This is a genomic window from Clostridium pascui (assembly GCF_016908015.1).
Taxonomy (GTDB): domain Bacteria; phylum Bacillota; class Clostridia; order Clostridiales; family Clostridiaceae; genus Clostridium_AK; species Clostridium_AK pascui.
Genome location: NZ_JAFBDB010000005.1, coordinates 309,901 through 323,348, shown reverse-complemented (window position 1 = coordinate 323,348; position 13,448 = coordinate 309,901). Strand labels below are relative to the sequence as shown.

12 protein-coding genes are annotated in these 13,448 nt (G+C 31.6%); 10 read left to right on the top strand and 2 right to left on the bottom strand.

What is annotated here, in order from left to right; translation table 11 throughout:
- The first annotated feature begins 174 nt into the window (after window positions 1-174).
- The 4 genes from JOC70_RS14055 to JOC70_RS14040 all read left to right on the top strand — a co-directional run bounded on the left by JOC70_RS14055 (window position 175) and on the right by JOC70_RS14040 (window position 4,671).
- The gene (locus tag JOC70_RS14055; protein WP_204599521.1) at window positions 175-627 is read left to right on the top strand and encodes a MarR family winged helix-turn-helix transcriptional regulator; all 453 of its coding nucleotides are present in this window, start codon (window positions 175-177) and stop codon (window positions 625-627) included.
- Window positions 628-660: 33 nt separating this feature from the next.
- Entirely contained in the window at window positions 661-2,583 is a 1,923-nt protein-coding gene (gene ftsH, locus JOC70_RS14050) for an ATP-dependent zinc metalloprotease FtsH (protein WP_204599520.1), read from the top strand.
- A gap of 53 nt (window positions 2,584-2,636) precedes the next feature.
- On the top strand, window positions 2,637-3,053 hold the full coding sequence (locus JOC70_RS14045; protein WP_204599519.1) for an acyl-CoA thioesterase: 417 nt from the start codon (window positions 2,637-2,639) through the stop codon (window positions 3,051-3,053).
- 196 nt (window positions 3,054-3,249) lie between these two features.
- A complete protein-coding gene (locus JOC70_RS14040; RefSeq protein WP_243429140.1) occupies window positions 3,250-4,671 on the top strand; it encodes an MATE family efflux transporter in 1,422 nt (473 codons plus the stop codon).
- Between the two features lie 142 nt (window positions 4,672-4,813).
- On the opposite strand, the gene JOC70_RS14035 is transcribed toward JOC70_RS14040, so the two are convergent.
- Window positions 4,814-5,431, bottom strand: a complete 618-nt coding sequence (locus tag JOC70_RS14035) for a TetR/AcrR family transcriptional regulator (protein ID WP_204599518.1) — start codon at window positions 5,429-5,431, stop codon at window positions 4,814-4,816.
- Between the two features lie 222 nt (window positions 5,432-5,653).
- On the opposite strand from JOC70_RS14035, the gene JOC70_RS14030 reads away from it, so the two are divergent.
- From JOC70_RS14030 to JOC70_RS14005, 6 genes are all read left to right on the top strand, one after another.
- A complete protein-coding gene (locus JOC70_RS14030; protein ID WP_204599517.1) occupies window positions 5,654-7,363 on the top strand; it encodes a methyl-accepting chemotaxis protein in 1,710 nt (569 codons plus the stop codon).
- A 143-nt stretch (window positions 7,364-7,506) separates the two neighbouring features.
- Window positions 7,507-8,073: a dihydroxyacetone kinase transcriptional activator DhaS gene (gene dhaS / locus JOC70_RS14025; protein ID WP_204599516.1), complete on the top strand. Its 567-nt coding sequence runs from the start codon at window positions 7,507-7,509 to the stop codon at window positions 8,071-8,073.
- Window positions 8,074-8,250: 177 nt separating this feature from the next.
- Window positions 8,251-9,843 carry an oleate hydratase gene (locus JOC70_RS14020; protein WP_243429139.1) on the top strand — a complete coding sequence of 531 codons (1,593 nt, stop codon included), beginning with the start codon at window positions 8,251-8,253 and terminating at the stop codon, window positions 9,841-9,843.
- Window positions 9,844-10,038: 195 nt separating this feature from the next.
- Entirely contained in the window at window positions 10,039-11,094 is a 1,056-nt protein-coding gene (locus tag JOC70_RS14015) for an energy-coupling factor ABC transporter permease (RefSeq protein ID WP_204599514.1), read from the top strand.
- 61 nt (window positions 11,095-11,155) lie between these two features.
- Window positions 11,156-11,968 (top strand): cobalt ECF transporter T component CbiQ, encoded by an 813-nt coding sequence (gene cbiQ / locus JOC70_RS14010; RefSeq protein ID WP_204599513.1) that lies wholly within the window; start codon window positions 11,156-11,158, stop codon window positions 11,966-11,968.
- Entirely contained in the window at window positions 11,965-12,720 is a 756-nt protein-coding gene (locus JOC70_RS14005; protein WP_204599512.1) for an energy-coupling factor ABC transporter ATP-binding protein, read from the top strand. The genes cbiQ and JOC70_RS14005 overlap by 4 nt, the downstream gene beginning before the upstream one ends.
- Before the next feature lie 41 nt (window positions 12,721-12,761).
- On the opposite strand, the gene JOC70_RS14000 is transcribed toward JOC70_RS14005, so the two are convergent.
- The gene (locus JOC70_RS14000; RefSeq protein WP_204599511.1) at window positions 12,762-13,403 is read right to left on the bottom strand and encodes an oxygen-binding di-iron domain-containing protein; all 642 of its coding nucleotides are present in this window, start codon (window positions 13,401-13,403) and stop codon (window positions 12,762-12,764) included.
- Window positions 13,404-13,448 lie beyond the last annotated feature (45 nt).

Genomic DNA, 13,448 nt, shown 5'->3' with positions numbered 1-13,448 from the left:
GCATGACTTCCTTTTGAATTATAATTTATACTATAAATGAAAACTTTAATAAACATTTATGACTAATTTATTAATTAACTGTTCTGTATATTGACAATATAAATTATAAAACATATTATTTATGTTGTATATATAATGTGAAGAAAGTTTACAAAAAGTTTGGAGGAATATAATATGGAGGTTATGGATTTTAATAATACTATATGGAATCTGCTTAGAGATATATCGGTAAATATGGACAGTATTTTCCGTCCTATGTATGATAAGCATGGGCTAACTGCTATGCAGGCAAGAATACTTACAGATGTTAGAGAACAGGAACAAACAATTGGAAACTTAGGGAAAAATTTATGTGTAGCAGGGGCAAATATTTCAGCTATGTGTAGAAAGTTAGAAAAAGAAGGGTTTTTAAATCGTGTACGAGACAAAATGGATGAAAGAGTTGTAAAAGTCCACTTGTCTGAAAAGGGAGAAAGTGCTATTTTAGATATTGAAGCCTTGCTTACAAGAAAATTTGATGCTTGTTTAAAAACAGAATCTACAGAAAATATAAATGACATTATTGAAGGATTACAAAAGCTAAATGTTTTATTACAGAAGATAAACAATTCAGATATGAGTTTATAGTAAAATTAATTAAGATAAGGAGTACTAATAAAAATGAAAAATATAAAAAAACTTAAAGGTCCTCTGTTTTATTATTATATACTAGCATTTATAGGGCTTATGATGCTAAATACATGGCTTATGCCTAATCTTCAAAAACAACGTATAGTTGAAGTTGATTATGGAACATTTTTAACAATGGTAAATGAAAAAAAAATAAATACTGTTGAAATACAGGATACAAAAATTACATTTAGTTCTAAGGGTGATGAAGAAAAAACTGTATATGTTACAGGAAAGTTAGATGATCCTAATCTTGTAAATAGTTTGAAAACTGCTGGAGTAAAATTTTCAAAAGTAATTCCTAAAGAAAATTCTCCACTTACTAATTTTTTAATGAATTGGATTTTACCAATGGTTTTTTTCATAGGAATGGGACAGATACTTGGAAGAATGATGCAAAAGAAAATGGGTGGCATGGGAAATAAAATGAGTTTTGGAAAAAGTAATGCCAAAGTGTACGTTGCTGCACAAACAGGTAAGACCTTTGGAGACGTTGCTGGCCAAGATGAGGCAAAAGAAGCGCTTACTGAGATTGTAGACTTTTTGCATAGACCTGATAAATACAAGGAAATTGGAGCAAGACTTCCAAAGGGAGCACTATTGGTTGGTCCTCCAGGTACAGGAAAAACACTTCTTGCTCAGGCAGTTGCTGGTGAGGCAAAAGTTCCATTTTTCTCTATTTCCGGATCTGAGTTCGTTGAGATGTTTGTAGGTATGGGTGCAGCAAGGGTAAGAGATTTATTTAAACAGGCACAAGAAAAAGCTCCTTGCATTGTATTCATTGATGAAATTGATGCTATTGGAAAAAAGCGTGATAATTCTGGTATGACTGGAAATGACGAACGAGAACAAACACTTAATCAATTATTGACTGAAATGGATGGATTTGATGGGGGCAAGGGAGTTGTAATTCTTGCTGCAACTAATCGTCCTGAAATACTAGATAAGGCTCTTTTAAGGCCTGGTAGATTTGACAGACGTGTCCCGGTAGAGCTTCCTGATTTAAAGGGACGAGAAGAAATCTTAAAGGTTCATACTAAAAAAATTAAAGTAGATAAAAATATTGATTATAATAAAGTAGCAAGGGCAACCTCTGGAGCATCAGGTGCTGAACTTGCAAACATTGCAAATGAGGCAGCATTAAGAGCGGTAAGAAGCAACAGAATAGAGGTAAATCAATCTGACTTTGATGAATCTATTGAAACAGTTATTGCTGGATATCAACGGAAGGGAGCTGTTGTTCCAACAAAAGAAAAACTCATTGTTGCTTATCATGAAATTGGGCATGCCTTGGTTGCTGCAAAGCAAAAGAATACTGCACCTGTTCATAAAATTACTATTATCCCTAGAACCTCTGGTGCACTCGGATATACTATGCAGGTGGAAGAGGGCGAACGTGTTTTAATGTCTAAAGAAGAAATGCTTAATAAAATTACTACTTTTACTGGTGGACGTGCTGCAGAGGAAATTATATTCGATTCTATTACCACAGGTGCTTCCAATGATATTGAGCAAGCAACAAGAATTGCTAGAGCAATGGTTACACGTTATGGTATGAGTGAAGATTTTAGTATGATGGCGCTAGAAACTGTATCAAATCAATATCTTGGAGGAGATGCATCCCTTGCTTGTTCTGCTGAAACTGCAGCAAAGGTAGATGCAGAAGTTTTAAAGATAATTAAAGAATCTTATAAAAAAGCAATTGATATTTTAAATGAAAATAAAGATAAGCTTCATGAATTGGCAAAGTATTTGTGGGAGAAAGAAACTATATCAGGTGATGAATTCATGGGAATTTTAAATGGTGGCATCACAGAAGTTTTAGATAGTGATAAGACTGAAGTTTTAAATGATGATAAATCTGAAGTGTTGGAAGATGTCGAAACACAAGTTTTAAATAAGAGTAACACGTAAGTTGAAAAAATATAGAGTGAACCTTAAGTACTAATGAAAGGAATGAGTTTTTTATGTATAAAAGTACAACAAGACTAAAGGTTAGGTATGCAGAAACAGACCAAATGGGAATTGTGCATCACTCTAACTATTATGTATATTTTGAAACTGCAAGGGAAGATTTTATAGTTGGATCAGGTGTTTCGTATAAGGATATAGAAGATATGGGCATAATGATGCCACTGGTTGAAACACAATGCAGATATATTGAAGGAGCTAAATATGCGGATAATCTTATAATTGAGACTTCTTTAGAAGAGCTAAGTCCAATTAAGGTGGCATTGCAATATGACGTTATAAGAGAAAAAGATGGTAAACTTATTGCAAGTGGAAAGACTCTTCAAGCGTTTGTGAACAAAGAGAATTTTAAAATACTAAATATTAAAAAGAAAAATCCGGAACTTTGGAGTAAATTAGAAAGCCTTAAATAAATATAATATAGTAACCCTGAAGAATACTCTTCAGGGTTTTATTTTTATCATAAATGGATTATGTATAAAAAAGTAAATTATTCAAAGATAAACCTTGAGTAAACGTATAAAAATAAGTTTTTCAAGGTTTTATTATGGGAAATATGTTTTAAAGTGCTGATAATGTATTGTACAATAAAAAGTGTATAAATAAGTTATGGAAAGAAGAATGATAATGACTGACTTAGAATATAAAAATACCTCTAAAAACAAACTGTTTATGTGGCTTAAAAATTCTACAAGAGCTGATGTTATTAATATTGCATGGCCTGTTCTTGTAGAACTTCTTTTAGGATCACTTTTTAGTATGATAGACATGATGATGCTTGGAAGAATAACTGATAATGGAGTAGCAGCAGCTTCTGTTGCAGCTGTAGGTATAACAAATCAACCTTTATTTATAGGATTATCTCTTGTTCAGGCACTAAATGTAGGTGGTACAGCTATGGTTGCTAGATATCTGGGCAGCGGTAAGAATGAAAAAATAGAAATTACACTAAAACATGTAATGTTGTTAAGCTTGATGATGTTAGCAATACCTCTATCAATCCTTGGGATAATGTTTACTGAGCCTATTATGAAGTTTATGGGCGCACAATCTGATACTTTAGGAGTTGGGAAAACTTATTTTAAAATTATTATGATAGGATTCATATTTCAATCATTTAGTATGTCTATATCAGCATCACTTCGAGGAATTGGCGAAACAAAAATACCTATGAAGATAAACTTGAAAGCAAATTTTTTAAATGTTATTGGTAATGCACTTCTTATATATGGTCTTTTGGGATTTCCAAGCCTTGGCATTACTGGAGCGGCAATATCTACTGCTATATCAAATGTAGTTGCAAGTATACTTTTATTTAGATATGTTATAAAGAGTGAAAGTATCATTAGGCTTAATTTAAGAAAGCCTTTTAAATTTGATAAAAATATAATGTATAATTTAATAAAGATAGGCGTACCTGCTTCTTTAGAACAAATGGCTTTAAGGGTAGGCGTGCTTTTATTTGTAAAAATAGTTGCAGGACTTGGAACCATTGTTTACGCAGCACATCAAATATCACTAAATATATTAAGTCTTTCATTTCAGCCAGGTCAGGCCTTTGGTATAGCAGCTTCATCCTTAGTAGGTAGAAGCCTTGGAACTAAAGAATATTCTCTGGCTGAAAATTATGCAAAAGAAACACGAAAAATTGGATCAATGATATCTACTTTTATGGCTGTAATATTCTTTTTCTTTGGTCCGCAGCTTGTAGGATTATATTCAAATGATCCAGAGATTATAAAGAAATCATCTATAGCCTTAAAAATAATAGCATTAGTCCAACCATTTCAGTCATCTCAGCTTATATTAGCAGGAGGACTAAGAGGAGCAGGAGATACATTTTGGCCTTTAATAGCTACATTTTTTGGAGCAATACTAATCAGAGTTGCACTTGCACATATATTTGTCAACATATGTGGATATGGACTGACAGGAGCCTGGATGGCGGTATTTGTAGATCAATTTGTAAGATGGCTATTTGTTTATGTAAGATTTAAAACAGGGAAATGGAAATATATAAAATTAAGATAAGTATATCATCATATAACTAGGGCAATAAATTAAAATATAGTATCAGCATTATGTAGGAGATTTACTAAGTTTAATTTAAACTTAGTAAATCTCTTAATAATTTGTAGATTTCAGTAAATCAAATTTAAAAGTGTAACTACATTTAATCTTTAGCGTTTTTTAAACCTGATACTTCTAAAGGTCCGAGCATAGATAATTTTGATAATACTAGTGCTATATCTCTTGGAGACTTTTCTATATCGTTTTCAAGCCAGTACATAATTACTCCAAGGTGAGCTGAGAGTACGTAGGAAATAAAATAATCTTTTGAAACTAACATATCCTGCGAATTGTATTTATTAGCTAGGTGCTTTTCGAACAAATTAACATTTATAAGATTTTTCAGTTTAATCCTAAATATAGGATCTCCCTTTGGTCCTAAAATAGCTTTAATAAAACCTGCATTTTCTTTGATATACTCAAGAAGCTTTATTAAAAATGGATTGGGTTTATTCATGATATTCATATTTAACAAATCTAAACAATCTACATTTTGTGCATGCTCTTGAATTTCTTTTATCAATTCATCCTCAACTTGCTCTAATAAATCATATTTGTCAGCGTAATGTATGTAAAATGTTCCTCTATTAATATTAGCCCTTTTGGTCAAGTCTGTAACAGATATCTCGTTAAATCCCTTTTCTTTAATTAAATCTAATAACGTATATTTTATTATTTTTTTTGTGTGAATTGATCTTTTATCTATAGAGTCTTTTGACATTAGAATATTTCCTCATTTCATAGTTATTCTATTGTGAAGTTAATACTTTGAAATTAATTGCTATTATTAAGAAACTTATAAATATTATAATATTTATAAGTTTCTTAATCAACAATATGTCTATAAAAATACAATTATAAATATATAATTAATAAAATTAAAGTAGATTATATATCGGACGATAGTATAGTTAAATATTTTATTAAGTTAGGGGGAAAGTAATTGTTAAAAACTATTAAAGGCAAATTGATTATCCTAATTTCAATGTTAGTAGCTTCATTAATTTTTATAGGAGTTTTTTCTGTAAATAACTTGAAGACACTTAATAACCACTCTACTATTATTGCTGAAAATTTCATACCAAAGATAATATACTCAGAAGATTTAAATACGATGACGTCAGACTTTAGGATTTTGGAATATGAACACATACTAACAACAGATAATAGTACAATGAGTACAAAAGAAAACGAAATGAAAAGTAGAAAAAACGAAATTGAAAAGTTAATGTCTTTATATAAAAAATCACTTAGTGGGGATAAAGATAAAGAAACTTATGGAATTGCAGAAAAGCAGTGGAGTGAATATATGAGAGTTCATGAAACTGTAATACAACTTAGTAGAAGTTTAAAAACTAATGAAGCTATGCAAATTATGAATGGAGAAGGCAAGAAATCTTTTGACATGGCTTCACAATCCTTATTAGAACTTGTTGATTTTAATAAAGAAATGGCTAGAACTGCAAGCAATGATGGCAATAAAATTTTTTCAAAAGCAATGCTTATATCAATAGCAGTTATTTTCATTTTAACTATACTTTCAATAATTTTTGCATCAGCAATTATATCTGGGATTTTAAAGTCTTTAAACCTTTTAAAAAGAGAGCTCTCTGCACTTGCTGAAAGAGGAGGAGACTTAACTCAACAAATTAAAGTTAACTCTAAAGACGAAATCGCAGATTTGGCTAAGGCATTAAACTTATTTTTATCAAATTTAAGAACTATTATTAGGGAAGTTAAGATTACTGCTGATAATACTTTGAGAATAAATGAAGTTATTAGTGCAAATTCAAGTGAACTTATGGAAAATGTACAAGAAGTGTCTTCTACTACCGAAGAACTTTCGGCAGGCATGGAAGAAACAGCTGCATCAGCTGAGGAAATTGCAGCTACTACTCAGGAAGTTGAAAGAGCAGTGCAATCTATATCTCAAAAATCTCAAGAGGGTGCAGAAGCAGCTGGGGAAATAAACATAAGAGCTATTGAAACAAAGGATAGAGTTATTGAAGCTCAAGATAAAGCAAATACCATATTTGTTCAAACTAAGGTAGAATTAGAAAAAGCAATTAGTGACTCTAAGGTGGTTGAACAAATTAGCATTTTATCTCAAGCAATAATGGAAATAACAGCTCAAACTAATTTGTTAGCTTTAAATGCAGCTATTGAGGCTGCCAGGGCTGGTGAAGCTGGTAGGGGATTTTCAGTAGTTGCAGATGAGATAAGAAAGCTTGCAGAACAATCCAAAGAAACTGTAATTCAAATACAGAACATAACTGAAAAGGTAATACAATCTGTAGGAAGTCTTTCAAGTAGTTCAAATAATTTGTTGCTTTTTATGACTGAGAATGTATCTAATGAGTATAAATCTATGTTAAATGTAGCGGAAAAGTATAGTGAAGATGCATCTTTTGTAGACAACCTAGTTACAGAATTCAGTTCTACTTCAGAAGAATTATTAGCATCTGTTCAAAATGTTTTACAAACAATTGAACAAGTAGCAGAAGCAGCAGGTGAGGGGGCTTCTGGAACAACTAATATAGCAGAGAAAATAATACATGTAAATGAAAAAACTAATGGAATAGTTGAAAAGACAAGAGAATCTATGGAGATTGCAAATAATTTAAAATTAGAAATGTCAAAGTTTATTGTTTAATTAATCAATTTATAATCATAAAAACACATAACAAGTTATAGGATAAACTTTAAAGTTTATCCTATTTTATTGAGGAAAGTCTTTCATTTAGGTATAATTTCAAGTGTGATTGTATATTAATTTTTGGAATAGTGGGTGATTAAATGTCTAGTTCTTTAATAACGAAAAAGGCCATTGCCAATTCCTTAAAGGAGTTAATGAAGAATATTCCTTTAAATAAAATATCCGTTAAGCAGATTGTGGAAAGCTGTGGACTTAACAGACAAACATTTTATTATCATTTTCAGGATATATATGAGTTAACCGAGTGGATTTATAGGACAGAAGCAGTTGAGAGTATATCCCAATACAGGAGTTATGACACATGGACAGACGGACTTTATAAAATTTTTATTTATATAGAAGAGAATAAAGCATTTTGTATTAATACTTTAAATTCTTTAGGAAGAAATCATTTAGATACGTATCTCTATTCAGTTACCAATGAATTACTTATGGGAGTAGTTAATGAAGTTTCTCATAATATGAATGTTAAGGAAGAGGATAAAAAGTTTATTGGTAATTTTTACACACATGCATTTACTGGACTAGTCATCCAATGGATGAAAGAAGGAATGAAGGAAAATCCTAAAAATATAATTGAAAAGCTTAGTGAATTAATTGAAGGAAACTTTATAAGAGCTTTGCAAAGATATGAAAATAAGTCGTGATAAATTCTAAAATTGTCACGACTTATTTTTTTATACATTTAAAGAGGAATGTATAAAAATTATACAGGCTATATTTTTTGATTATACCTATTTGGAAGCAGAGGTATTATATTTATCTTGTTGGAAAGTTAGATAAGGTGTTTTGTAGAGAATCTAAAATTTATGGAGGGTATCTATATGAAAAGAGAATATGAAAATAAACAAATATATTTTGTGGGTGGCGGATTAGCATCACTTGCTGGAGCTGTATATTTAGTTAGAGATTGTGATTTCCCGGGCAAGAATATTCACATTTTAGAAGGAATGAATATTCTTGGAGGAAGTAATGATGGGGCAGGAAATGCAAATGATGGATTTGTTTGTCGTGGTGGAAGAATGCTTAATGAAGAAACTTATGAAAATACATGGGAGCTGCTTTCTTCTATACCATCCTTAGAAAGAAAAGGAATGTCAGTTTGTGATGAAATTCTTGATTTTGATCATGCACATCCAACTCATGCAAACGCAAGGCTTATAAATAAGGATGGAGAAGTAATTGATGTTATATCTATGGGATTTGATGATGCTGATCGTATGGCGCTGCTTAAACTAATGATTACTCCAGAGGAAAAGCTAGATAATTTACGAATATGCGATTGGTTTGCGAGTACACCTCATTTTTTTGAAACAAACTTTTGGTATATGTGGCAAACAACCTTTGCATTTCAGAAATGGTCAAGTTTATTTGAGTTGAAACGTTATATGAATCGTATGATATTTGAGTTCTCACGTATCCAAACTCTTGAGGGTGTAACGAGAACTCCTTACAATCAGTATGACTCTATTATATTACCTATAAAAGCTTACTTAGAGAATTTTGACGTTGATTTTACATTGAAATACACTGTTAAAGATTTAGATTTTGAAGAGGGGGAAGGAATTACTGTTACAGCAATTCATTATGAGCAGAATGGAAAAGAAGATGTAATTAAACTTAATAAAGGTGATTTATGCATTGTAACAAATGGTTGTATGACTGATAATGCAAGCTTAGGAGATTTTAATACTCCAGCAGAAATGAAAATAGAAAATCCTATCTCTGGGGATCTTTGGGCTAAAATTGCATCAAAGAAAGAAGGACTTGGAAATCCAAAACCTTTCTTTGATAATGCAGAACAGACAAACTGGGAGTCTTTTACTGTAACATGTAAAGGTGATAAGCTTCTTAAAATGATTGAAAGGTATTCTCGTAATAAATCTGGCAGCGGAGCATTGATGACATTTAAGGATTCTAACTGGCTTATGTCTATAGTAGTTGCAGCACAACCTCATTTTAAGAATCAACCAAAAGACACTACAATTTTCTGGGGATATGGTTTGTATACTGGCGAAGAAGGTAACTATGTGAAGAAGCCTATGAGGGATTGTACTGGTGAAGAAATGTTAATTGAACTTTTAGGACATTTACATTTCGAAGAGAATATTGATGAAATCATGGATACTATAGTTAATGTTATACCATGTATGATGCCTTATATTGATGCACAGTTTCAACCGCGTGCAATGAGCGATCGCCCAAAGGTAGTGCCTGAAGGGTCGACAAATCTTGCAATGATTAGTCAATTTGTTGAAATACCAGAGGATATGGTTTTTACTGAAGAATACTCAATTCGTGCTGCGCGAATTGCAGTATATACTTTACTTGGTGTGAAGAAGAAAATTTGTTCAGTTACTCCTCATAAATATGATATTCGAACTCTACTAAAAGCTTTAAATGCTTCATATAGATAACTAGGTAAAGCACTCTTAAAATTACTGCAAGATTAAAGTGAAAATTGACAATTGTAAAAAAATATGATACAATTATTTACAGTTGAAGTTATGAAAGTTTATACGGACAACTTGTATATACAGGAATAAAACTCATAGAGGGTTGCAATTAAAGTTGCCCTTTATGAGTTATTATTTTATTAGGAGTGTGATGATATGCACATGGCAGATGCCCTAATTTCTCCAATTGTTGGGGGAACGATGTTTAGTGTAACAGCTAGTATTACTACTTATTCAGTGAAAAAAATGCAAAATGAGTTAGATGATAAAAAGATACCTTTGATGGGTGTTATGGGAGCTTTTGTTTTTGCAGCTCAAATGATTAATTTCTCAATTCCAGGTACTGGATCAAGTGGTCACATTGGAGGAGGATTACTTCTTGCTATTTTACTTGGACCATATGCTGGATTCCTAACAATGGCATCAGTGCTCTTAATTCAAGCACTTTTCTTTGCTGATGGAGGTTTATTAGCTTTTGGTGCTAATGTATTTAATCTTGGATTTTACACATGCTTTATTGCATATCCATTAATTTATAAAGGTATTATGAAAAAAGACTATAGTTCTAAGAAAATTTTTAGTGCATCTATAATTGCGTCAATAATTGGACTTCAAATGGGAGCTTTCAGCGTTGTTCTTGAAACATTGTTTTCTGGAAAGACTGAGTTGCCTTTTGCTAATTTTGTTATTTTAATGCAGCCTATTCATCTTGTTATTGGAATTGTAGAAGGACTTGTAACGGCAGCAGTAGTTTCATTTGTTTGGAAGGCGCGTCCTGAAATTATTGAAAAGTATTCCTTAAAACAACCATTAGGCAATGTTTCAATAAAAAAGGTTTTTATTATGATAATAACAAGTGTTATAATAGTAGGTGGTATTCTTTCTTCATTTGCCTCTAGTAATCCAGATGGGCTAGAATGGGCAATGATTAAAACGGCAGGTACATCAGAACTAAAAACTACAGGAAGTGTTCATGCAAAACTTGCTGAAATACAAAATAAAGTAGCTTTTTTACCTGATTATAGTTTTAAAGCTTCAGAAGCTATAGATAAAAAGGAAAGTGAAGAGAAGGAAGAAGTAGTGGCAGGTATTAATGCTCAAACAAGTGTGTCAGGTATTTTAGGCGGAATTATGACTTTAGTTCTTGCTGCTTTAACTGGACTTGTTATTACTTTTTTTAGACGTAGGAAAAGAAAAGCAAAACCAATATAAATTAGCAAGTGGCGAGGGGAGTAACCTCGCCAATATTTTTATTTAAGGGATGATCTGCGATATGGAGAGTATAACTAAATCAATTTATAATATTCGCTTATTAGATGAATTAGCTGCTAGAAACACAATAATCCATAAAATAAATCCTATTGTAAAGTTACTGGTGACAATAACATATTTGTTGGTAGTATTATCCTTTGGAAAATATGATATTATAGGACTATTACCATATGTTTTTTATCCAATTATAGTTTTTATTTTGTCTGAAGTACCGTTTTCACCTATGTTTAGAAGATCTCTTATTGTTTTACCTTTTGTTATAGGAGTTGGCATATTTAATCCATTATTTGATACAAAAACTTATATTATAATATGGGGGATTCATATTTCTAATGGGTGGATTTCTTTTGTATCACTGATAATAAAGAGTAGTTTAACAGTTTTGGCAGGATTACTTCTAATAGCTACAACTGGAATCGAAAAAATATCATTAGCATTAAGAAAGATATTTGTACCAAAAATTTTCGTCACTCAGTTTGTTTTAACTTATAGATATATTTCTGTATTGTTAGAAGAAACGGAACAAATTATAAAAGCATACCATTTAAGAGCACCAATGCAGAAGGGGGTATCTTTTAAAGTTTCAGGGTCGCTTTTGGGGCAGATATTATTACGAGCATTTGATAGGGCTAATAGGGTATATGATGCAATGATATTAAGGGGATTTCATGGAGAATATTTTTTTGATGTAGATAGCGACTTATCAATTGGTTCTATAGCATATTTATTTTTATGGGTGATATTTTTTTTTACAGCGAGACTATTTAATATTCCAGAATTATTAGGAAATATTATAACAGGGGTGATAACATGAACCATAATTCTATATTTTGTAAGGATGTATATTATTCCTACCCCGATGGAAAAAGGGCACTAAATGGAATTACATTTGAGATAAGTCACGGAGAATCTGTAGGAATCGTAGGGGCCAATGGGGCAGGTAAATCAACACTTTTAAATTTACTATTAGGAATTATTTTTCCAATGAAGGGTCAAGTTGATATTGGTGATACTATGATATGTAAGAGAACCCTGCCTGCAATTCGTCAAAAGATAGGATTGGTGTTTCAAGATGCTGATAATCAGCTTTTTATGCCATCCGTATATGAAGATGTGGCATTTGGACCACGTAATTATAAGCTAGATGAAAAAGAAGTACATAAAAGAGTTATGAAGGCTCTTGAAACCGTTGGAATAGCACATATTAAAGATAGGCCGCCCTACAAGTTATCCGGTGGAGAAAAGCGTGCAGCATCTATTGCAACTGTGCTATCCATGGAGCCGGATATCCTTATAATGGATGAACCAACGACAGCATTGGATCCTAAATCAAGGAGAAGATTAATATCGCTGTTAAAAGAATTTACGCATACAAAAATTATTGCAACCCATGACATGGATATGGTTTGGGAAACTTGTAGAAGAACGATAATAATCAGTGAAGGAATTATTATTGCAGATGGATTAACAAAAGAAATTTTATGTAATGAGGAATTAATGAGTAAGAGTTCTCTTGAATTACCATTATGTCTTCAGAGCTGTCCAATTTGCGGTAGTAAAAAATAACTTGCCAGGTGCCTGGCACCTGGCAAGTTATATCTTGATGCTTATAATTTTAACACTGGACCATGACCAGGTACTATATAGTTAATAGAAAGATTATATAATGTATTCTGTAGTATTTTAAGAGCTGCAGGGCTTGGAATTTGATGTTCAACTATTCCTGATACTTCATTTTTTAAGTTTGAGGATACAATTGAATCCTCTAATTTACCCATTCTAATAAAGAGATCACTACTAAATAAAAGTCCTTTCTTTGTTTCAAAGGCTAATAATCCGTCCCATAGATGCATTTCTGATGGATAAGATATAAAGCTAAGATTAGTTTCAGCCAAAGATAAAGTTTCTTTAGGAGCTGCTATTTTTACTTTTACATCCATGCCAAAGCCAGTAAGCTGACGAGCAGTTATTGCAGAACATATACATATAGCTTCAGGATAATGCTTTAAAAGTAGTGTTAATCCACCACATTCATCACTTTCAAAATGAGAAACAAAAACATAAGATAACTTCTTATCACCTAAAATACTCTTTAACTTAGGAATAAGTTCCTCTGTCATTTGATAACTTCCAGTATGTATGAGTATAGGTTTTTCCCCTATGAGAAGAAATTGATTAAAGGACAAATTTATGAGTTCGTTATAGGTATTAAACATGTAAAGACTATCAAAGATTTTAATTTGATTCATAATTAAAGACCTCCTATTTAGAAAAATTTATACTTCTAAATTTTG